Origin of the sequence: Herbiconiux sp. UC225_62, assembly GCF_042694625.1 — a bacterium.
Classification (GTDB): domain Bacteria; phylum Actinomycetota; class Actinomycetes; order Actinomycetales; family Microbacteriaceae; genus Herbiconiux.
Window position 1 is genome coordinate 1,177,545 of record NZ_CP170551.1, and the last position, 21,810, is coordinate 1,199,354.

Below are 21,810 nucleotides of genomic sequence, written 5' to 3' on the forward strand. Positions count from 1 at the left end.
GTCGTCCTCCCGTTCGGGAGGAGGAAACGGGAACGACCGCTCACACAGGGGTTCGTTCGCGTTTCCTCCTCCCGAAATCGCTACGCTGCTCGCGGGGTGACGTCGCGGGCGTAGAGTGTGGCTCGCATGAGCGACATCCCCCTCCCCTTCGACGCGGTCGTGACGCGGCTGCGTGCGGCCGGGTGCGTGTTCGCCGAAGACGAGGCGGCTCTGCTGCTCGAGGCAGCGGACTCCCCGGCAGAGCTGGAGCGCATGCTCGCACTCCGCGTCGACGGACTGCCGCTCGAGCACATCCTGGGCTGGGCGGAGTTCGCGGGGCTGCGGATCGCGGTCGATCCGGGTGTCTTCGTTCCGCGCCGCCGCACCGAGCTGCTCGTGAAGGAGTCGGTGCGGCTCGTTCATCCCGGCGCCGTGGTGCTCGACCTCTGCTGCGGGTCGGCGGCCGTGGGCGCGGCGATCGCCGCTGCAACGCGGGCCGCGGTCGACGACGACACACCGCGCCCGGCTCCGAACGGCCCGGCCACGGCACCCACGGCGGCCGGGGCAGAAAGCGTGACCGTCTACGCCGCCGACATCGATCCCGCCGCCGCGCGCAGCGCGCGCCGCAACCTCCCCGACCCGGCACACGTCTTCGAAGGCGACCTCTACGCCTCCCTCCCGCACGACCTCCGCGGACGCATCGACATCCTGGTCGTCAACGCCCCCTACGTTCCGAGCGACGCCATCGCCACCATGCCGCCCGAAGCGCGGCTGCACGAGGCGCGCCTGGCGCTCGATGGCGGCGACGACGGCCTCGACGTGCAGCGCCGGGTGATCACGGATGCGCCCGGCTGGCTCTCCGCCACCGGTCACCTCCTGATCGAGACGAGCGAGGCCCAAGCACCGGGGACCGCGGCGCTCTTCACGGCGGCCGGCCTGTCCCCGCGAATCGTCCACGACGACGACCTCGACGCCACGGTCGTGATCGGCGCCCGCCGACCCGCCTAGGCACGCGGCACGCGGCACGGCGTAGCATGCTCTCATGACGACGGCGATCGCCCGCGACCTCGCCGCGCGACTCCGCGAGAGCGGCCTCGCCGAAGTCGACGACAGCCGCCGTCGCCGCGCCGAGTACTCCAGCGACGCCTCGAACTACCGCGTCGTCCCCGAGGTCGTGGTGTTCCCCCGCGACGTCGACGAAATCGCCGCCCTGGTGGAGTTCGCCCGCACCGATGCCGTCCCACTGACCGCACGTGGCGGCGGCACCTCCGTGGCCGGCAACGCGATCGGACCGGGCATCGTGATGGACCTCTCCCGACACCTGAATCGCGTGATCGCCATCGACCCGGAGGCACGCACGGCCGTCGTCGAACCCGGCGCCACGCTCGGCAGCCTGCAGCGCGCCGCCGCGCCGCACGGCCTCCGTTTCGGCCCCGATCCCTCCACCTGGGCACGCGCCACCCTCGGCGGCATGATCGGCAACAATGCCTGCGGCCCGCGCGCGCTCGCCTTCGGGCGCACGGCCGACAACGTCGTCTCGCTCGACGTGGCCGACGGGCGCGGCCGACGCTTCACCGCGGCCCGGGGCTCCGGCGCGGCATCCCGCATCGAGCACGTCGTCGGCCTCGACGCCCTTGTGAACGCCAACCTCGACGTCATCCGCACCGAGCTCGGCTCCTTCGGCCGCCAGATCTCGGGCTACTCGCTCGAGCACCTCCTGCCCGAGAACGGGCGCGACCTCGCCAAGGCACTCGTGGGCACCGAGGGCACCTGCGTCGCCGTACTCGGCGCCACCGTGCGCCTGGTCGACGTGCCGCGAGACCCGGTGCTCGTTGTCCTGGGCTACCCCGACATGCCGAGCGCAGCGGATGCCGTTCCCGCCCTGCTGCCCCACCGACCGATGGCGATCGAAGGCCTGGATTCGCGCCTCATCGACGCCGTCGTGCGACACAGCGGCCCCGCTGCCGCCCCCGACCTTCCGGCAGGCGGCGGATGGCTCCTCGTGGAGGTCGCCGACCGCGAACCCGGCGACGCGCTCGACCGCGCGGAACTGCTCGCCCGCGACGCCGGGACGAGCGCCGTGCGCATCCTTCCCCCCGGACCCGAGGCCCGCGCGCTCTGGCGCATCCGCGAAGACGGGGCGGGCCTGGCCGGCCGCACCCCCGCCAACCATCAGGCCTGGCCCGGAATCGAAGACGCCGCAGTCCCCCCGGAGCGTCTCGGCACCTACCTGCGCGACTTCGAAGCGCTGCTCGGCCGCTACGGTCTGCAGGGCCTGCCCTACGGCCATTTCGGCGACGGATGCGTGCACGTGCGCCTCGACATCCCCCTCGACACGAACGGCGACGTGCTGCGCTCGCTGATGGAGGACGCCGCGATCCTCATCGCGTCGCACGGCGGCTCGCTCTCCGGCGAACACGGCGACGGCCGCGCCCGCAGCGACCTGCTGCGCCACATGTACTCACCCCGGATGCTCGACCTCTTCGCCGGGTTCAAGCAGCTGTTCGACCCCGGCGACGTGCTGAATCCGGGCGTCGTGGTGCACCCGGCATCCGTCGACACCGATCTGCGGCGCCCGCACGTCCTGCCGGTCGTCGCGGTGAACGGGATGGCGTTCACGCACGACGACGGCGACTTCACCGCCGCCGTGCACCGCTGCGTGGGGGTGGGCAAGTGCCGGGCCGACAACTCCGCGTCGGGCGGGTTCATGTGCCCGAGCTTCCTCGCCACGAACGACGAGAAGGACTCGACCCGCGGCCGCGCCCGGGTGCTGCAGGAGATGATCAACGGCACGCTCATCGAGGGCGGTTGGGCCGCTCCCGAGGTGCAGGAGTCGCTCGACCTCTGCCTCTCCTGCAAGGCCTGCGCGAGCGACTGCCCCGCCGGCGTCGACCTGGCCTCCTACAAGTCGGAGGTGCTGCACCGGCGCTACCGCGGTCGTCTCCGCCCCGTCACGCATTACACGCTGGGCTGGATGCCGCGCTGGGCCCGGTTGGCGACCCGGATGTCCGCCGTCGCCAACGCCGCCCTCTCGGTGCGGGCACTCGAGAAGCTCGCGCTCGTGGCCGGCGGGATGGATGCGCGGCGTGCCATCCCGCGGTTCGCACGGCATCCGTTCCGCACTTGGTGGAAGCGGCGCGGGCCGGGCTCATCCGCGCCGGGCGAACTCTCCCGCAAACGCGTGCTGCTCTGGGTCGACACCTTCTCCGACAACTTTTCGCCGAGCATCGGCCGGGCCGCCGTCTCGGTGCTGGAGTCGGCGGGCTACGAGGTCGTGGTGCCCTCGCAGTCGGTCTGCTGCGGGCTCACCTGGATCACCACCGGCCAGCTCGCCGGAGCGCGCACCAAGCTGGCGCACTTGGTGGAGGCGTTCCATCCGTTCGTGGCCGAGGGCATCCCGATCCTCGGCCTCGAACCCTCGTGCACGGCCGTGCTGCGCTCCGACCTGCTCGAACTGCTGCCCGGGGACGCCCGCGCGAAAGACGTCGCCGCCGCCACGTATACGCTCGCCGAGTTGCTCGCCGCGCCGGAACCGGTGGGTCCGGGCGCCGCGTGGGTGGCGCCCAGCCTCGGTGACACCACGGTGGTGGTGCAGCCGCACTGCCACCAGCACGCGGTCATGGGCTTCGGCCCCGACGAACGCCTGCTGCGGTCGCTCGGCGCCACCACGACGGTGCTGAGCGGATGCTGCGGCCTGGCCGGCAACTTCGGGATGGAGCGCGGACACTACGAGGTGTCGGTCGCGGTGGCGGAGAACTCGCTGCTGCCGGGGCTGCGCGCGGCGCCCGAGGGAAGCGTCTTCCTCGCCGACGGCCTGTCGTGCCGCACGCAGGCCGATCAGCTGGGCGGCGCGAAGGGGCTGCACCTGGCCGAACTGCTGGCCGCAGCCCTGCCGGCCGGCGCCGAGCCCGAGGCTGGTCAGCCCTTGTAGGGCGAGCGCACCATCTCGACGATCGCCATGACGCCGAGCACGCCGCCGACGAGGGTGATCAGTCCGACGACGCCGAGCAGTATTTCGGCCATGTGCCTCTCCAAATCTGTGGGTGGTGCAAGCGTATCAAGCGGAGGCGGGCGACCTCAGTCGGTGCCGAGGTCGAAGGCGGCGGCCTCGTTGGCCGCATCCGTCGCCGCTTCGAGCGAGGTCTCGGTGGGTCCGGCGCTGATCGAGGCGGCCTCGCCCTCTTCGAGCTCGCCGAGGAGCTGGGCCGTGGCGCCGCCGACGATGCCCTGGCGGGCGTACTGCTCGAGCCGTGCGCGGCTGTCGGCGATGTCGAGGTTGCGCATGGTGAGCTGCCCGATGCGGTCGAGCGGGCCGAACGCGGCGTCGCCGACGCGCTCCATCGAGAGCTTGTCGGGCTGGTAGCTGAACGCCGGGCCCTCGGTGTTGAGCAGCGAGTAGTCGTCGCCGCGGCGGAGCTTGAGGGTGACCGTGCCGGTGATGGCCGAGCCGACCCAGCGCTGGATGGATTCGCGCAGCATGAGCGACTGCGGGTCGAGCCAGCGACCCTCGTACATGAGCCGGCCCAGGCGGCGGCCTTCGACGTGGTAGTTCGCCACCGTGTCCTCGTTGTGGATGGCGTTGAGCAGGCGCTCGTAGGCGATGTGCAGCAGGGCCATGCCCGGCGCCTCGTAGATGCCGCGCGACTTCGCCTCGATGATGCGGTTCTCGATCTGGTCGCTCATGCCCAGGCCGTGACGGCCACCGATGGCGTTGGCCTCGAGGACGAGGGCCACGGCATCCGTGTATTCGACGCCGTTCAGGGCGACCGGACGACCGGCCTCGAAGGTCACGGTGACCACCTCGGATGCGATCTCCACGTCGTCGCGCCAGAACGGCACGCCCATGATGGGCTCCACGATCTCGACGCCCGTGTCGAGCTGCTCGAGCGTCTTGGCCTCGTGGGTGGCGCCCCAGATGTTGGCGTCGGTGGAGTAGGCCTTCTCGGCCGAAGCACGATACGGGAAGCCGCGCGCGACGAGCCACTCGCTCATCTCGGTGCGGCCGCCGAGCTCGGTGACGAAGGCCTCGTCGAGCCAGGGCTTGTAGATGCGCAGGCGCGGGTTGGCGAGCAGGCCGTAGCGGTAGAACCGCTCGATGTCGTTGCCCTTGTAGGTCGATCCGTCGCCCCAGATCTCGACGTCGTCTTCCTTCATCGCCCGCACGAGCAGCGTTCCGGTGACGGCGCGGCCGAGCGGCGTCGTGTTGAAGTAGGTCTTGCCACCGGAGCGGATGTGGAATGCGCCGCAGGCGAGCGCCACGAGCCCCTCTTCGACCAGCGGGGCGCGGCAGTCGACCAGGCGCGCGATCTCGGCGCCGTACTCTCCGGCGCGGCCGGGAACCGCCTCGACGTCGGGCTCGTCGGGCTGCCCGAGGTCGGCCGTGTAGGTGCACGGCACGGCGCCCTTCTCGCGCATCCAGGCGACGGCGACGGAGGTGTCGAGACCCCCGGAGAACGCGATGCCGACGCGCTCGCCGACGGGAAGACTGGTGAGGACCTTGGACATGGGTTCCAGCGTATCGAACGCGGAGGACGCAGACGGACGGGGGTGCCTTCCGGCGGCACCCCCGTCGCCTGCCCCTACCGGCGTCAGTCCGTCGTGTCCGCCGACACGAACTGCGGGTCCTGCACGTCGGCGACGGTCGGTTCGCTCTCGATGACCTTCTGCTCGAACAGCATGTCGATCGTCTTCTGCCAGGTCTCGTCGTTCATGGTGCCGAGGCCGTCGGCATCCGTGTCGGCGCTGGTGAAGGTGTTGTCGATGTCGGCCTGGATCTGCTCGGTGTAGAGCTCCTCGTTACCGGCGAGTTGCGGGTCGGAGGCGGCGAGGATGCCCGCGGCCTCTTCGGGGTCGTCGATGGTGGCCTGCAGGCCCTTGAGGTAGGCGTTGATGAAGCGCTGCACGAGGTCGGGGTTCTTCTCGATCATCTCGTCGCTCGTGAAGATCCCCGTGCCGTAGGTGTCGTAGCCGAAGTCGGAGCCCATCAGGATGCTGAGCTCGCCCGCGGCCTCCTCGAGGATGGGTACCTCGGCGTCGGTGTAGCAGGGCACGGTGTCGACCTGGTCGGTCACCAGGTAGCTCTCGTAGGGCGGGCTCACCGAGAGCTCGGTGAGGGCGCTCGCGTCGATGCCGTTGGCGGCCAGCAGCGCCTTGTAGAAGACGTAGGTCGAACCGGATGCCTGCACACCGACGGAGAGGCCCTTCAGGTCGTCGGGGGTGTCGAGCGTGAACTTGTCGGCCTTGGCGCACATGGCGAGGGGCGAGGTCTGGTTGGTCGCGGCGAGAGCCTTCACCGGAACGCCCTGCGACCGCGCCACCACGAGGGTGGGCAGGTCGGCCACGCCGAAGTCGCCCTGGCCCTGACCGACCAGACGGAGGGTGTCGCCCGATCCGGCGCCGGTGAGGATGTCGTCGACCACGATGCCCTCGTCGGCGAAGAAGCCCTTCTCGTCGGCCACGAACAGGGGCGCGTGCAGTCCGCGCGGCTGGTAGTCGAGCTGGATCGTGATGTGGTCGGCGTCGGCCGGAGCCGCCGAGGAGGCCTCCGATCCGCTGCTCCCGGAGGAACAGGCGGCGAGGCCGGCGAGCAGGCCCACCGAGGCGGTGAGGGCGAGTGCTTTCGTGGTTCGTGACATGGTTCTCCTTCGGAAGGGTGGATGAGGGTGTGGTGCGGGGTGCCGTCCGGCGACGTCAGACGTCGGCGAGGGCGAGGTGCGGGAAGCGCCGTTTGAACAGGAACTCGACGAGACCGACCAGGTAATAGAGGACGAGTCCGAGCACCGAGACGAAGAGGAGGGCCGCGAACATCTGGGCCGTGTCGAGCTGGGTCGAGGCGAACTGGATCTGGTGCCCGAGCCCGTTCTGCGACCCGGCGAACTCGGCCACCACCGCGCCGATGACGGCAAGTGTGATGGCGATCCGGAGACCGGCGAAGAGGTACGGCAGCGAGGTGGGCACCTGGATGCGGGCGAGGATCTCGTTCTTGCTGGAGCCCACCGAGTTCATCAGGAGCAGGAGGTCCTCATCCGTCCGCCGCAGCCCGAGCACCATGTTGAGGGTGATCGGGAAGAAGGCGATCACGACGATCAGCACCAGCTTCGGCGTCATCGAGTAGCCGAACCAGAGGATGAAGATCGGGGCGAGCGCCACCTTCGGCACCACCTGGAAGAGCACGATGAGCGGATAGATCGCCCGGTCGAGGAAGCGGAAGCGCACCACCGCGAGCGCGAGGGCGACGCCCACGACGATGCTGATGAGGAACCCGAACACCACCTCTTGCGTGGTGACCCAGGTGTTCGTGAGCAGGAGCTGCCAATTCGAGACGATCTCGGCGGCGATCTCGCTGGGCGTCGCGATGATGTAGCTCGAGACGTCGAAGACGTCGACCGCGAGCTCCCAGGCCACCACCACGATGACGGCCACGAGGAGCGGTGGCCAGAGCTTTGACCAGCGGAGGCGCCAGGACGACGTCGGCGCGCCGGCGGTGAGGGGCGCCGGGCGGGCCGGAACGGTTGCCGTCATGGTCACACTCCTACCTGCTGGGGAACGATCAGCTGTTCGCGCAACCGGGTCGAGTAGCCGGTGAACTCGGCGCTGTCGAGCAAGTCGGCGCGTCGGGGCCGGTCGATCTCGATGGTCATCCGGTCGATGATGCGGCCGGGGTTGACGCCCATGACGTTCACCGTGTCGGAGAGGAACACGGCCTCGCCGATCGAGTGCGTGACGAACACGATGGTCTTGCCGGTCGCGGCCCAGATCGACGCGAGCGTCTCGTTCATGGAGTCGCGGGTGATCGCATCCAGGGCTCCGAAGGGCTCGTCCATCAGCAGGATGGCGGGGTCCATCGCGAGGGCGCGTGCGATGGAGACGCGCTGCGCCATGCCGCCGGAGAGCTGGTGCGGGTAGCGCCCTGCGGCGTGGGCGAGGCCGACGAGTTCGAGGGCGTCATCCACGGCCCGGTCGCGTGCTTTGCCCTTGCCGGCGATGGAACGGAGCATGGCCACGTTCTCTCGTGCGGTCTTCCACGGCACGAGGGCCGGGCGCTGCAGCACGAGGCCGATCTGCTTGGCGGCCACCGCCTGCTTGGCGGGGGCGTCGCCGATCATCACCTCGCCCACGGTGGGGGTCAGGATGCCGCCCAGGATCTTCAAGAGCGTGCTCTTGCCGCAGCCCGACGGACCCAGCAGAGTCACGAAACCTCCGGCCGGTACGTCGATGTCCAGGTGATCGAGCACCACTGTCGACCCGAAGGCCATCCCGATTCCCCGCGCGGATATGCCTGAGACCGTCATTCGCCACCCCTAGCGTATTTATTACATGTTGAGGACGTTTTATCGCCTAAAGATAGGATGTCGGTCGAAGCGGACGGCCACAACCCTTTCGGGGGAGATTTAGCACGGTCGAAACACGGTCGTAATATCGGTCGCGCACCGGGCACGGCCTCGTGCGCGACCGGCGACGGGCATCCCACGCCGGGCGCGACGGCTCAGACGGCCGCCACGAACAGGCTCAGCGCTCGAGCGCGCCGATCGCCTCGGCGAGCCGGTCGCTGGCCCGGCTGAGGTGACCGCGCAAGCGGTCGACGGCCTGCTCGGCGTCCCCGGCCGCGATGCTCTCGAGGATCTGCTGGTGCTCGTCGGCGATCTGCTCGACCGCGAGCAGGCTTCGGCCCTGCACCTGCGCCATGCACAGGCGCACCTCGTCGACGAGCGAGCGATACATCCGTTCGAGACGGGGGCTCCCGACCGCCTGCACGAGGGCCGCGTGGAACCGCATGTCGGGTCCGACCGAATCCAGCGCCGGGCCGGTTCCGGATGCGCGCACGCGGTCGTTCGCCTCCGTCGCGGCCTCGGGAACGCGCTTCTGCGCCGCGAGCTCGCGCAGCGCCTCCCCTTCGAGCCGGAGCCGGGTGCCGTAGATGTCGCGCACGTCGTCGGGGCCGAGTGCCGGAACCCGCGCGGTCTTGTGGGTACCGCGTTGCAGGAGGCCCTCCGTGACGAGCTTCTCGACCGCCGCCTTGCCGGTCGACCGCGAGATGGAATACTCCGACGCGATCATCGCCTCAGTCAGCGCGGTGCCGCCGGCGAGTTCGCCCGCGAAGAGGCGGCGACGCAGGTCGTCACCCACCGCATCCACCACGGAGACGGCCGTGATCTCGCGGCTCATGGGACTCCTTCCGGGCGGGCGGCGGTGGTCATCAAGTCTATTGGCGGCTCGTCGAGCGCCGTCGCACCGTCGAGCCGGTCGTCGATTTGAATCCGGCTCGGCCGCACTGCAAAGATCGTTCCAGCGACATCGAACATCACGAGAACGACACACGGGGGTAGTCATGGCGGGAGCCACAGAGACTTCAGCAGAGCCCAAGCGGGGCGTCGACCGACGCGCCCTTCTTCGAGGAGCGGCCTGGTCGGTGCCGGTGGTGGCACTCGCCGTCGCGACGCCGGCTGCCGCCGCGTCCGACATCGAAGTGGGTGCGTACTCACTCAACGGCGCCTGCGGCACGCCCGGGGTACTGGGGCCCGGTTTCATCCTGACGGCCGGCCCGGGCGGCATTCCGGTCGGCACCACCATCCTGGTCACCGGCTCCGGAGTCGCCAACATCGGGGTCTTCTCGGTCTCCGGCTCCGGCACCGCCTCCGTCGCCGTGCTGTCGGGCACCAGCCGACTGATCACGATCACGGGCGCGGTCCCCGGGGGAGCGACCATCGCGTTCCGCACCACCCTGTCGACGTCGGTGGCGTTCACGTTGAATGCCGCCACCACCCTCCCCGCGGATTACATCGCCACCGGAGCGAAGAGCACGGCGAAGGTCGTCAACACCCTCGTCCTCTGCACGGCGAGCTGATTCGACCCGACCGCTCGAGGGTCTGATGCCGCAGCAAACGGCGGAGCCAGTTGCAGGATCCGCACAGACGTCTCGACCCGTTACTCGCAATGCATGGTGATGGGAGACGAGTCGGTTCCCGGGTCGATGATCTCGCCGATGACTGTCTTGCCGTCCGACTTGTAGACAGGAATGGAGCGGTCGAATCGGTTCGCGCCGTTGATGTACTCCTGTGCTTCGTCCCAGGTCATGCCGTCCGGACCTGGCGCTTCGAGATCCGCGGCGTACGCGTATCCACGTAGGCAATTGGTGGCCGAGACGGGCACCAGATCCGGGTTGTCAGCCCCTTTCGGCGCGCCGAACGTCTGTCCCGCCTCGTTCACGCCCCAGTCGGTGTCGATCGTCTGAGTGAATCGGGCAACGATCGACCACTTCACCTCCGGGGTTGTTTCGATGGTCACAGTGCGTTGCTGGTCGAGAGTGAGTGGCACCACGCCCCACGAAACGCTGTTGTCATCCCCGTTACCGCAGACCAGGCTGTCGAACTCGCCGAGGGTGAACAGTCCCGGCGTGAGGCAGGTGACCGTGACCTCGATGCCGTTCGCGCCCGAAGGCACAGGGCCGAGATCGAGGGTGCCGGTGCCGGTGAAGGTGCCACTGACCTGCTCGCTGAACTCGGTGACGATCGGCGTGCCGGGCGGTGCGGCCAGGTGCGCCACAGCCACGCCAGCCGTCCCGGAGGCGGCGAGAACGGTGGCGGCGGTGACGCCGAGCCACCACCGTCGCTTACGCGCAGGCTTCTTGGCGGCGACATTCTCCAACAGCACAACTCGAAGAGCGTCAGCGTAAGCGGGCCTGACCCTGAGGTCGTTCATGATCGGTTCCCTTCGACGGCGAGGCTCTGCGCGGAGACGTTCCTCAGGTTGGCGCGGAGTCTGGCTTTGAGGCGTGAGAGACGCGTCCGCGCTGTGCCGACTCGGATACCGAGGGCGGTCGCGGCATCCGTGATCGCGTAATCCTCGATCACAACCAGGGTGAGAAGTCCCTGATCCATGAGATTCAACGAGCGGATGGCATTCCTCAATTCGGGGTCGAGCTCCTCGGCCTGGAGGAATGCGTTCTCTTCGGCCGAGAGACCGGGAGGTTCATGGGGAACCCTGCTCAGCAGGTGTTGATAGCGCCGAGTCGCGCGCTGCAGGTTCATCGCCGTGTTCGTCGTGGTCACCAACAGCCACGGGAGGATGGAACCGTCCGATACGTGAACGTCGTCGCGCCTGCGCCACAGCTCCAAGAACACCGTGCCAAGGACATCTTCGGCGTCGCTGCGATCGGCGAGCAACCGGAACGCGTGGCGGAAGACGCGGTCCTTGTGCAGGTCGAAGATGGCACCGAAGGCGGCCTGATCGCCCGCGCGACCTCGCATCCACAGAGTGGGCTCTGCGAATTCCTCTTCATGCTCCATACCCTGATATGTCCTCACGCTCCGCGAATGTTACAGATCGCCAAGAATCGGTGCTCAGAGTGTCAACGCGTCAGCGTCGGTGCCGTGGCCTGACAACGGCCGGGCGCCTCCGCCGCCCCGGGCGTACCGTGAGCCCATGGCAGGTAAAGACAAGCGCGAACCGTCTCGCGGCGACGAGGTCGCGTGGTCGACGCACGGCACCGAGACCTACGGCACGGTCGAGAAGAAGATCACCACCGACACCGAGGCGGCCGGGCGCACGGTGCGCGCGTCCGAGGACGATCCGCAATTCCTCGTGAAGAGCGCGAAGTCCGGGCGTGAGGCCGTCCACAAGCCCGAAGCGCTCCGGAAGCACAAAAAGTCGAGCGGCTGACCTGGTCCACGACGCCGCGCGCGCAATCGGACTTGTTCAATAAGTCGACTTGTTGAACAATATAGCCAGAGCGCGCGAGAGGATGCCCATGCCCGCACCAACGATCGCCGACCGTTTCACCGCCGAGGTCGCCGACCCGGCGCAGGTCTCCACGCGCCCCATCGACCTCCATGCCAACGCGCACGACGCCTCGCACTTCCTGCTCGTGCCCGAGGCCCTGGTGATCGCGAAGGATGCCGCCGAGGTCGGTCGCCTGCTGCGTGCCGGCTCCCGCACCGGCACCCCGGTCACCCTCCGCTCCGGCGGCACCAGCCTCAGCGGTCAGGGCGTCACCGACGGCGTGCTCGTCGACGTGCGCCGCAACTTCCGCCGCATCGAGGTGCTCGACGACGGGGGCCGCGTGCGCGTGCAGCCCGGCGCCACGGTGCGTCAGGTCAACGCCCGCCTGGCACGACACGGACGCAAGCTCGGGCCCGATCCGGCGAGCGAATCGGCCTGCACCATCGGCGGCGTGGTCGCGAACAACTCGTCCGGCATGGCCTGCGGCATCACGGGCAACACCTACCGCACCCTCGAGTCGATGACCGTGGTGCTTCCGAGCGGCACCGTAGTCGACACCGGCGCGCCCGACGCCGACGAACGCCTCGCCCACGACGAGCCCGCCCTCACCGCGGGCCTCCTCCGCCTCCGCGACCGAATCCGCGGCAACCCCGAGTCGGTGCGCATCCTGCAGCACCAGTTCTCGATGAAGAACACCATGGGCTACGGCCTCAACGCCTTCCTCGACCACGACACCCCGGCCGAACTCCTCGCCCACCTCGTGATCGGCAGCGAGGGCACCCTCGGCTTCGTGGCCGAAGCCGTCTTCCGCACCCTTCCCCTCCTCGAGAAGGCCGCCACCGGCCTGCTCATCTTCGACGACCTCCTGGCCGCGAACGAAGCGCTCCCGGGCATCGTCGCGAGCGGGGCATCCGCCGTCGAACTGATGGATGCGCAATCGCTGCGCGTGGGCAAGGCGGAGGCTGACGCGCATCCGCTCATCCGCGACCTCGCCGTCGACAAGCAGGCAGCCCTGCTGGTGGAGTACCAGGCCGCCACGGCCGAGGAGTTGAGCGCGGCCCAGGCCACAGGCCAGCGCACCCTCGACGCCCTGCGCACGAGCACCCCCACCGTGCTCTCGACCGACGCCGCCACCCGCGCCTCCCTGTGGCACCTCCGTAAGGGCCTCTACGCCACCGTCGCGGGCGCCCGGCCTTCGGGAACCACGGCGCTGCTCGAAGACGTCGTGGTTCCGGTCGAGTCGCTCGCCCGCACCTGCGAGCGCCTGATCGGCCTCTTCGGGCGCTACGACTACGACAACAACGTCATCTTCGGCCACGCCAAAGACGGCAACATCCACTTCATGCTCACCGACCTCTTCGAGGGCCCCGGACTCGACCGCTACGCCGCTTTCACCGACGACATGGTCGACCTCATCCTCGGCGAGGGCGGCTCGCTCAAGGCCGAGCACGGCACGGGTCGTGTCATGGCCCCCTACGTCCGGCGGCAGTACGGCGACGAGCTCTACGCCGTGATGCGCGAACTCAAGACCCTCTGCGACCCGAGCGGAATGCTCAACCCGGGCGTCATCATCACCGACGACCCCGCGGTGCACCTCAAAGACATCAAGCGCACCCCCACCATCGAGGTCGAAGCCGACCGCTGCGTCGAGTGCGGGTACTGCGAGCCCGTGTGCCCGAGCCGCGACCTCACCCTCACTCCTCGTCAGCGCATCGTGGTGAAGCGCGCCATCGCGAGCGCCACCGCCGACGGCGACCACGCTCTCGCCGCGTCACTGGAGCAGGACTACGAGTACCAGGGCGTGCAGACCTGCGCGGTCGACGGCATGTGCCAGACCGCCTGTCCCGTGCTCATCAACACCGGCGACCTGGTGCGCCGCCTCCGCAAGACCGAGCACAGCGGCGTGGAGAAGAAGGTGTGGAAGACGGCCGCCCAGCACTGGGGCGCGACCACCCGGATCGCGAGCACCGCACTCACCGTCGCCGAGAAGGTGCCGTCACCCGTCGTCACGATTCCGAACCGTCTCGGCCGCGCCGTCGTGGGCGACGACGTGCTGCCGCTGTGGTCGGGTGAGTTGCCGGCGGGTGGCGCGCGCCGGTCCCGCCCGACCCCGCCGCCGAACGCCGCGCCCGAGGCCGTCTACGTTCCGGCCTGCGTGAACGCCATGTTCGGCCCGGCGGATGCCGCAGACGGCGCCACCGGCCCGGGCGTGCAGCGCAGCTTCGAGCAGCTCTGCGAGCAGGCCGGCGTGACCGTGCTCATCCCTTCCGACATCGACTCCCTCTGCTGCGGCACCCCGTGGTCGTCGAAGGGCCTGCCCGACGGCGCCGCCATCATGCGCGACCGCGTGCTCGCGAGCCTCCGGGAGGCCACGCGCGACGGCGAGCTGCCCATCGTCTGCGACGCCTCCTCCTGCACCGAGGGTCTGCTGCACACCATCGACGCCGATCCGGCTCCCGCCACAGGGGCACGACGGATGCGCGTGATCGACGTGGTGGACTTCGTCGCCACCCGCATCCTCCCGGCTCTGCCCGAGCACGACCGCGTCGAGAAGCTCGCCCTGCACCCCACCTGCTCGTCGACCCGACTCGGCATCAACCCGCAGCTCATCGCCGTGGCGAACGCCGTGGCCGAGACCGTCGTGGTGCCCGACGACTGGGGCTGCTGCGCCTTCGCCGGAGACCGCGGGATGCTGCATCCCGAGCTCACCGCATCCGCCACGGCGACGCAGGCGGCCGAGGTGCGCGCCTCCGGGGCCACCGCCCACGCCAGCTGCAACCGCACCTGCGAACTCGGCATGACCCGCGCCACGGGCGCCGAGTACCAGCACGTGCTCGAACTCCTCGCCGACGCCACCCGCCCCCAGGCCCGCTGACGCGGCGCTCAGCGCCAGGGGTCGACCAGCACCTTGCCGTCGAGCTTGCCCTGCACCAGACGCTCGAGCTGTGCGCCGAGCTCGTCGAGCGGCACCACGCTCTCGAGCAGCTCCGGACCCACCAGTCCCTCGGCGAGGATGTCGAGCGCCGGCCGGAGGTCGGTGTCGCACACGTGCGCCAGCGAGGAGTCGATCGTGATCTCGCGGAACACCATCGAGTGCACGTCGAGCTCGGGCTTCGCCTTCGGCAAGCCGACCGCGAGCACCCGCCCGCCGTCGCGCACCAGCGTCACCGCCGTGGCGAGCTGCCCGGGGGCGCCGCTCGCCTCGATCACCACGTCGGGCCGTGCTCCGTCGAAGGCCTCCACCACTTCCGCCAGCAGATCGGGCGACGGACTCAGCACGGCCGACGCGCCGAACCGCAGCGCGCGATCCTGCTTCGGCCCCGGGAACTCCACCACGAGCACCTCCGCGTCGATCAGATGCTTCAGGCCGGCGAGCACGAACGACGCGATCGCTCCCCCGCCGATGATCACCACCCGGTCGCCGTCGACCGCGCCCGAGCGCCGGGCGGCGTGGATGCCCACGGCGAGCGGCTGCGCGAGCGCGGCGTGGTCGTCGGTGAGCCCGTCGGGGATGGGCGCCAGGTTGCGCGCCGGGGTCGACACGAAGCCGGCCATCCCGCCGTCCGTGCTGAGACCGTAGGTGTAGTAGCGGTCGCACATGTTGGTGCGGCCCTCGAGACAGCGCTCGCACTCGCCGCACCACACGCCGGCCCCGCTCGCGACGCGGTCACCGGGCTGGAAGCCGCTCGAGGCATCCGCCTCCACCACCTCACCGACGAACTCGTGACCGGGGATCATCGGACCGTGATGCCCGGTGACCCGGTGCGCGACCGACACGGGGAACACCTTCGGCCCCACGGCCCACTCCGTGGCATCGGTTCCGCAGAGCCCGGAGCGGGTGACCCGGATGAGCACCTCCCCCGGCCCGCGGACCGGAACCGGGACCGCCCCCACCCGGATGTCGTGGTCGCCGTGGTAGACGGCGGCGGGCATCGTGTCGGACGAGGACGGAGTGGAGCTGTCGGTCATACGAGGGTCTTCCTGCGACGACGCGCGATCGAGTAGAAGATGGCGGCCACGAGGATCAGCACGCCCTGGAAGATGTACTGCCACATCTGCGACAGACCGAGGAAGGTGGTGGCGTTCAGCACCTGGATGATGAGGATCGACCCGAACAGGCTGCCGATGAACGTCCCGCGGCCGCCCAGCAGCGACGTTCCGCCGAGCACCACGGCCGTGATGCTGGAGAGCGTGTAGCTCACGCCCTGAGCGGGGTCGCCGACGCCGATCTGCGTCATCAGCACCATCGCGCCGAGGAAGACGAGAACCGAGGTGGTGGCGTAGGCGAGCACGACGGTCTTGTCGATGTTGACGCCGATGCGCCGCGCCGCCTCTTCGTCCGACCCGGTGGCCCGCAGCCGCCAGCCCCAGCGCCGCTTGCGCAGCATCAGCTCGAGCCCGATGGCGAGCAGCACGAGCACGATGAACACGACCGGAACCGGGCCGACGCGCGTGGTCATCACCGCGGTGAAGCCGGCCGCGATGTACCCGCCGGGCGAATCGCGCAGCAGGAAGCTGAGCCCCTGCAGCGCGATGTAGAGGGTCAAAGTCGCGGCGATGGCCGTGAACTTGCCGAAGCGGATGAGCGATCCGTTGATCAACCCCGTGGCGATCGCGAGCACGAACATCAGCAGGATGCCCAGCCCCACCACCCCGAAGGGTTTGTCGTCGTTGACGAAGAACGACCCGACCACCACCAGGAAGCCGGCCAGCGGCCCCACCGAGAGGTCGATGCCGCCGATCAGCAGCGAGATGGTCTGGCCGAGCGCGATGAAGCCGAGCGCCGAGACCAGCATCAGCACGGAGAAGATGTTGAAGTCGGAGAGGTAGCGAGCGTTCTGGCTGAAGATGAACGCGCCCAGCAGCACGATCACGCCCACCAGCAGAGCGGATGGCGCGTAGTCGCCCTGCACGAAGCGACGGAACGGCGTCGACCGCGCGATCTTCTCCGTCGTGGCCAGGCGCGTGTTCGCGGTGTGCGCGGTGGAGGTCACCGCGGCCTGCACGATGCGCGACTCGGTGATGTCGTCGCCGAGCAGCGTGTCGACGGCGTTGCCGCGCGACATCACGACCACCTGGTCGCAGAGGCCCTCGAGCTCCTTCGCATCCGAGGAGGCGACGATGACGGGGATGCCGGAGGCGGAGACCTCGCGGAGGATCTTGTAGATCTCGAGGCGGGCCCCGACGTCCACACCCTGGGTCGGTTCGTCGGCGATGACGAGCGACGGTTCGGAGAGCAGAGCCCGGGCCATGACGACCTTCTGCTGGTTTCCACCCGAGAGGGAGGAGACGACCGCATCCATCGACGCCGCCTTGACGGAGAGGGAGTCGAGGGTGTTCCCCACCGTCTCCACCTCGCGGGTGTGGCTCAGCAGGGCCCAGCGCTTGAAGCGCTTGAGGGCCGCGACCGCCGCGTTCTCGCGGACGGTGAGCGACATCATCAGTCCCTCGGTGTGGCGGTCGGCGGGCATGTAGGCGGCCTTCTCCAGCAGCGCCGACGAGTTCGACTCCCGGCCGTTCACCACCACGCGCCCGGTGAACGGCTGCAGGCCCGCGAGCGCCCGCAGCAACTCGCTCTGGCCATTGCCCACCACGCCGGCGACGCCGAGGATCTCGCCGCGCTTCACGGCCGCGGAGACCTCGGTGAAGCCGTCGCCCGTGAGCCCGTCGATGACGAGGTTGATCTCGTCGGCATCCGTCGCCTCGTATTTCGGAGGGAAGGTCGACTCCATCTGCCGGCCGACGATCATCGTGAGGAGCTCGTCGTCGGAGACCTCGTCGACGTTCGCGACACCGCGGAGCTTGCCGTCGCGGAGCACGGTGACGCGGTCGGCCAACTGCCGCACCTCCGCCATCCGGTGCGTGATGTAGACCACCGCCGTGCCGCGGGCCACCGCCGCACGCACCCGGGCGAAGAGCAGGTCGACGGAATCCTGGCCGAGAGGAGCGGTGGGCTCGTCGAGCACGAGCACCTTGGGCTCCAGCGCGAGCGCCTTGGTGATCTCGAGCAGGTGCTTCTGCGCCACCGTGAGCGTCTCGACCCGGTCGCCGAGATGCACCCGGAGACCCGATTCGCCGAGGATCGTCGACGCGTACTCCTCGAGCGATCCCTTGCCCTCGAAGACCGAGGGCGGAAGAGCGACCCGCAGGTTCTCGAGCACCGTCATGTCGGGCAGCACGGCCGGATGCTGGTGCACGATGGCGATGCCGAGCTTGGCCGCGAGGGCGGGACTCAACGTGTCGATGGGCTCCCCGTTCACCCGGATGGTGCCGCCGTCGGGCTGCACGGTTCCGGAGGCGACGTTCATCAGCGTCGACTTGCCCGCGCCGTTCTCTCCGAGCAGCGCGTGCACCTCTCCCGGCAGCACGTCGAGCGAGACGTCGGTGAGTGCCGCGACCCCGGAGTACGACTTCGAGATCCCGGTGAGGGAGAGCACGGCGACGGAGGTGTCGACGTCTTCGAGTTGAGTGTCCACTGAGTTGCCCTTTGATCCTTGAGGTCTGATCCGTGACGGCCGCCGGGCCGGCCCGTCCCGCGGACGGCCGACCCGACGACTGCCGGTGGGGATGGTTACTTCAGGAGTGCTGCCTGGTCTTCCGGAGACATCTCGGCCGAGAGGAAGATGTCGCCCGGCAGGTCGGCTTCGCACTGGACGGGGTTCGGCGTTCCGCTCACCGAGTCCTCGAACACCGGGGCATCGAACGTGGTGGTGTCGGGGAGCTTGCCACCCGTGGCCTTCGCCACCGCGTACTGCACCGCGAGGCGCACGTTGTCGTTACCGGTCGCGACCGTCATCATCTTGAAGTCGGGGTTGGCGGCCTGGTTGTCCTTCCAGAAGCAGCCGAGCACGTTGCCGTCGGAGGTGACGAGGGCCGGGATCGACCGGCCGCTCTTCGTGAACTCGGGCAGCGCGCCGACCAGCGACGGGCCGAAGTCGGAGACGATGACATCGATCTGCGGGTTCTTCGCGATGGCGCTGGTGAGCACCTGCTGCGTCAGCGCCGGGTCCCAGTTGGTGGGCTCGAAGGGCTGCTCGCCGATGAACTTGTACTTGTCGTCACCGATGACCGTCTTCATGCCGGTCAGTTCGTCCTCGCCCTGGCTGTTACCCTTCGGGCCGCTCAGGAACAGGATGTTCGCGCCGTCGGGGAAGTTGGTCTTGATCCAGTCGCCCCAGTTCTTGCCGTCGGTGGTGAAGTCGGCGCCGATCCAGGCGTCGTAGTCCACGCCGTCCTTGCCGCCCGGATTGACGCGGTAGGGAACGGTGACGACGCCGGCCTGGTAGGCCGAACGCAGGGCCGGGAGCATGGCCTCGCCCGCATCCGGGAACACGACGAGGGCGTTGACGCCCTTCGCGACCATGCCCTGGATGTCGGCGATCGACTTCTGGGTGTCGCCCTGACCGTCCGCGTACTCGTAGCCGGTGACGCTCGGGCACTTGGCCACTTCGTCGGCGCCGGCCGCCGTGGTGATCTTGCGCCAGCTGTTGCCGCCGAAGCCGTCGAGGAGGCCGAGGGTGATCTCGTTCGGTCCGCACCAGTCCGGGGCGCCTGCGACGGGTGCGCCGGTGGCCGTGCCGCCGCCGTTCGACGACGGGGCGCCGCTGCTGCAAGCCGTCAATGCGATAGCCGCGACACCGACGACCGCAGCCATCATCGCGATTCTCTTTCGGATTACCATCTCTTGGTTTCCTCTCACAGTGAGCGGCGCCTCTGCCGCTGTGTCGATCGACTTCCTCGTCGACGTTGGGTGGATGTGTGATCCGGATCGGATCGGGTGCAGGTGAAGAGGGCGCAGCGGCGTCAGGCCGTTGCCTTCACCCGTGGGCGGAACAACCGGGCACGGAGGGCGGCCCAGTTGATCGTGTACATGCCCACGCCGACGGCGAGGGCAGCGGCCTGGACGATCGAGCGCACCGCGTACGGCACGCCGACGGCCAGGACGAACTGGTCGAGCTGGCTGAGGAACAGCGCAGCGACGATGGTGGCGAGGGGATAGCCCCGGCCACCGAGCAAGGAGGTGCCGGCGAGAACCACGACGGCGACACCGGGGATGAGGTAGGTGTTGCCCTGGAACGCGGTGGGCTGCGCGGTGATGCCCGCGAGCAGGATGCCGGCCAGGCAGTAGAGCAGCTGCGCCCACACGTAGGCGGCACTCTGGTGCACGCGCACCCGGAGACCCGTGGCCCGGGCCGCGACCGGGTTGGCGCCGATGGCCTCGAAGCGGCGACCCGCCACGGTCTTCTTCACCATCACGGTCACGATGGCGAAGGCGGCGAGCGCGAAGAAGACGGAGTTCGGGATGCCGAAGGTGAGCCCGCCGGCGATGCTCTGCAGGAGGCGGGTGGTGGTGGTCGGGCTGCCGCCCGAGATGCCGATCACGACCGCGAAGAGCAGGGCGTTCGTGCCGAGCGTCGCGATGATGGCGTTGAGCTTCAGCCAGCCGACCAGGATGCCGTTCAGCACGCCCGCGAGCACGGCCAGCAGCACGGCCAACAGGATCGCGGGGAACAGCACGGAGTTGTCGCCGTTGGGCACCTTGCTCACGACCACGATGGCGAGCGACACGGCACCGGGGATCGAGAGGTCGATGCCGCCCTGCTGCACGACCAGCATCTGGCCGAGACCGACGCAGGCGAGGATCGAGGCGAAGGGCAGCATCCCGAGCACGGCCCCCTGCGAGACGCTCGACGGGGCGAGGACGGCGCTCAGCACGAAGAGCACCACGACGGCGATGCCGACGGTCAGCAGGCCGCGCGATATCGTCCATCGGGAACTCTTCAGTCCCGGTTCATGCCGCACCGTTGCGCTCATGCTCTCTCCGTGATCAATCGAGGTGTCTTCGTCGAACTCATCGTTGAGTATAGCTTTACAGACAGCGCCTAGTGTTCACAACAACTTTCGGTAACGATTCCGGATAATCGCGAGAATCCCGGAATCTCGGCGATCATCGCCGGGCTCCGGGACAATCCGTACAGCAAAAGTGTACATTTATCGTGAACAGCACGAGGAAAGGCACACACATGTCAACAGACGACGCTCAACGACGAGCACTGGTCATCGGCGCGACGGGCATCGCGGGGCAGTCGCTCTGCCGGGCCCTGATCGACGGGGGTTTCGAGGTCTATGGACTCTCCCGCAGCGCGAACGCTCCCGTCGAAGGGGTCATCCCTCTGGCCGCCGACCTGCTCGACCCCGCGAGCCTTGCCGCAGCGGTCGGCGACATCCGGCCCAACCTGGTGTTCATCACCGCGTGGATGCGGCAGGACAACGAGGCCGAGAACATCCGCGTGAACAGCGCCATCGTGCGCAACACCCTCGACGCCGTGACCGCCGGCGGGCACGGCTCGGTCGAGCACGTCGCCCTGCTGACCGGGCTCAAGCACTACCTCGGGCCGTTCGACAACTACGCGACGGGCGTGATGGCCGACACCCCCTTCCACGAGGAGGAGCCCCGGCTGTCGACCCCGAACTTCTACTACGCGCAGGAGGACGAGTTGTTCGCCGCCGCGGAGCGCGACCACTTCACCTGGAGCGTGCACCGCGCCCACACCGTCTTCGGTTTCGCGGTCGGCAACGCCATGAACATGGCGCTGACGCTCTCCGTCTACGCCACCATCTGCAAGCGCACCGGCGAGGTCTTCCGATTCCCCGGCTCCGAGACCCAGTGGAACGGCATCACCGACGTCACCGACTCCGACCTGCTGGCCGAGCAGCTGGTGTGGGCCGCCACGCATCCCGAGGGCCGCAACGAGGCGTTCAACATCGCGAACGGCGACGTGTTCCGCTGGCGCTGGCTGTGGCCGCGCATCGCCGAGAAGTTCGGCGTGGAGTGGGCCGGCTTCGAGGGCTCGCCGGCTCCCCTGGCCGAGCGGATGGGGCACGCGGCATCCGAGTGGGCCGCCATCGCCGCCGAGAACGGCCTGGTCGAGGCCGACGTGAACCGACTCGCGAGCTGGTGGCACACCGACGGTGACCTCGGCCGCAACCTCGAGTGCTTCACCAGCATGGACAAGAGCCGGCTCGCCGGGTTCCAGGGCTTCCGGTCGACCCCCGAGTCGTTCTTCGACAAGGTCGACCGCTACCGCGAGGCCCACATCATCCCCTGACCCG

17 protein-coding genes are annotated in these 21,810 nt (G+C 69.2%); 6 read left to right on the plus strand and 11 right to left on the minus strand.

Translation table 11 applies throughout. The features are described 5' to 3' along the window. Positions 1-126 precede the first annotated feature (126 nt). Positions 127-987, plus strand: coding sequence for a HemK family protein methyltransferase (locus ACFJGU_RS05700; protein WP_382308430.1), 861 nt, complete (start codon positions 127-129; stop codon positions 985-987). Positions 988-1,021: 34 nt separating this feature from the next. Continuing rightward, complete coding sequence (locus tag ACFJGU_RS05705; protein ID WP_382308432.1) at positions 1,022-3,910, plus strand: FAD-binding and (Fe-S)-binding domain-containing protein; 2,889 nt, start codon at positions 1,022-1,024, stop codon at positions 3,908-3,910. 146 nt (positions 3,911-4,056) lie between these two features. On the opposite strand, the gene argG is transcribed toward ACFJGU_RS05705, so the two are convergent. The 5 genes from argG to ACFJGU_RS05730 form a co-directional block, all read right to left on the minus strand. Beyond that, positions 4,057-5,484 (minus strand): argininosuccinate synthase, encoded by a 1,428-nt coding sequence (argG, locus tag ACFJGU_RS05710; protein WP_382308434.1) that lies wholly within the window; start codon positions 5,482-5,484, stop codon positions 4,057-4,059. Between the two features lie 83 nt (positions 5,485-5,567). After that, entirely contained in the window at positions 5,568-6,614 is a 1,047-nt protein-coding gene (locus ACFJGU_RS05715) for an ABC transporter substrate-binding protein (RefSeq protein ID WP_382308436.1), read from the minus strand. Between the two features lie 55 nt (positions 6,615-6,669). Beyond that, positions 6,670-7,500, minus strand: coding sequence for an ABC transporter permease (locus ACFJGU_RS05720; RefSeq protein ID WP_382308438.1), 831 nt, complete (start codon positions 7,498-7,500; stop codon positions 6,670-6,672). Between the two features lie 2 nt (positions 7,501-7,502). After that, a complete protein-coding gene (locus tag ACFJGU_RS05725) occupies positions 7,503-8,234 on the minus strand; it encodes an ABC transporter ATP-binding protein (RefSeq protein ID WP_382308440.1) in 732 nt (243 codons plus the stop codon). A gap of 253 nt (positions 8,235-8,487) precedes the next feature. Continuing rightward, entirely contained in the window at positions 8,488-9,144 is a 657-nt protein-coding gene (locus ACFJGU_RS05730; protein WP_382308442.1) for a GntR family transcriptional regulator, read from the minus strand. A 163-nt stretch (positions 9,145-9,307) separates the two neighbouring features. On the opposite strand from ACFJGU_RS05730, the gene ACFJGU_RS05735 reads away from it, so the two are divergent. Next, a complete protein-coding gene (locus ACFJGU_RS05735; RefSeq protein WP_382308444.1) occupies positions 9,308-9,823 on the plus strand; it encodes a hypothetical protein in 516 nt (171 codons plus the stop codon). Between the two features lie 80 nt (positions 9,824-9,903). Here ACFJGU_RS05735 and ACFJGU_RS05740 read toward each other — a convergent pair whose 3' ends face one another. After that, positions 9,904-10,677: a hypothetical protein gene (locus tag ACFJGU_RS05740; RefSeq protein WP_382308446.1), complete on the minus strand. Its 774-nt coding sequence runs from the start codon at positions 10,675-10,677 to the stop codon at positions 9,904-9,906. Then, positions 10,674-11,264: an RNA polymerase sigma factor gene (locus tag ACFJGU_RS05745; RefSeq protein WP_382308448.1), complete on the minus strand. Its 591-nt coding sequence runs from the start codon at positions 11,262-11,264 to the stop codon at positions 10,674-10,676. Before ACFJGU_RS05745 ends, ACFJGU_RS05740 begins: the two co-directional genes overlap by 4 nt. A 136-nt stretch (positions 11,265-11,400) precedes the next feature. Between ACFJGU_RS05745 and ACFJGU_RS05750 the strand changes: the two genes are divergently transcribed. Together ACFJGU_RS05750 and ACFJGU_RS05755 are read left to right on the plus strand one after the other, a co-directional pair. Continuing rightward, positions 11,401-11,637 (plus strand): DUF2945 domain-containing protein, encoded by a 237-nt coding sequence (locus ACFJGU_RS05750; protein ID WP_382308450.1) that lies wholly within the window; start codon positions 11,401-11,403, stop codon positions 11,635-11,637. Positions 11,638-11,725: 88 nt separating this feature from the next. Beyond that, positions 11,726-14,572 (plus strand): FAD-binding and (Fe-S)-binding domain-containing protein, encoded by a 2,847-nt coding sequence (locus ACFJGU_RS05755; protein ID WP_382308452.1) that lies wholly within the window; start codon positions 11,726-11,728, stop codon positions 14,570-14,572. A gap of 8 nt (positions 14,573-14,580) precedes the next feature. Here the strand turns inward: ACFJGU_RS05755 and ACFJGU_RS05760 are convergent, their stop codons facing one another. The 4 genes from ACFJGU_RS05760 to ACFJGU_RS05775 form a co-directional block, all read right to left on the minus strand. Continuing rightward, positions 14,581-15,666, minus strand: a complete 1,086-nt coding sequence (locus ACFJGU_RS05760) for a zinc-binding dehydrogenase (RefSeq protein WP_382308453.1) — start codon at positions 15,664-15,666, stop codon at positions 14,581-14,583. Further along, positions 15,663-18,173, minus strand: coding sequence for an ATP-binding cassette domain-containing protein (locus ACFJGU_RS05765; protein WP_382308455.1), 2,511 nt, complete (start codon positions 18,171-18,173; stop codon positions 15,663-15,665). Before ACFJGU_RS05765 ends, ACFJGU_RS05760 begins: the two co-directional genes overlap by 4 nt. 95 nt (positions 18,174-18,268) lie before the next feature. Next, positions 18,269-19,351, minus strand: a complete 1,083-nt coding sequence (locus tag ACFJGU_RS05770) for a substrate-binding domain-containing protein (protein ID WP_382308457.1) — start codon at positions 19,349-19,351, stop codon at positions 18,269-18,271. 149 nt (positions 19,352-19,500) lie between these two features. Further along, positions 19,501-20,511 carry an ABC transporter permease gene (locus ACFJGU_RS05775; RefSeq protein ID WP_382308459.1) on the minus strand — a complete coding sequence of 337 codons (1,011 nt, stop codon included), beginning with the start codon at positions 20,509-20,511 and terminating at the stop codon, positions 19,501-19,503. A gap of 209 nt (positions 20,512-20,720) precedes the next feature. Here ACFJGU_RS05775 and ACFJGU_RS05780 point away from each other — a divergent pair, with 209 nt between their 5' ends. Then, a complete protein-coding gene (locus ACFJGU_RS05780; protein ID WP_382308461.1) occupies positions 20,721-21,806 on the plus strand; it encodes an SDR family oxidoreductase in 1,086 nt (361 codons plus the stop codon). Positions 21,807-21,810: the final 4 nt, after the last annotated feature.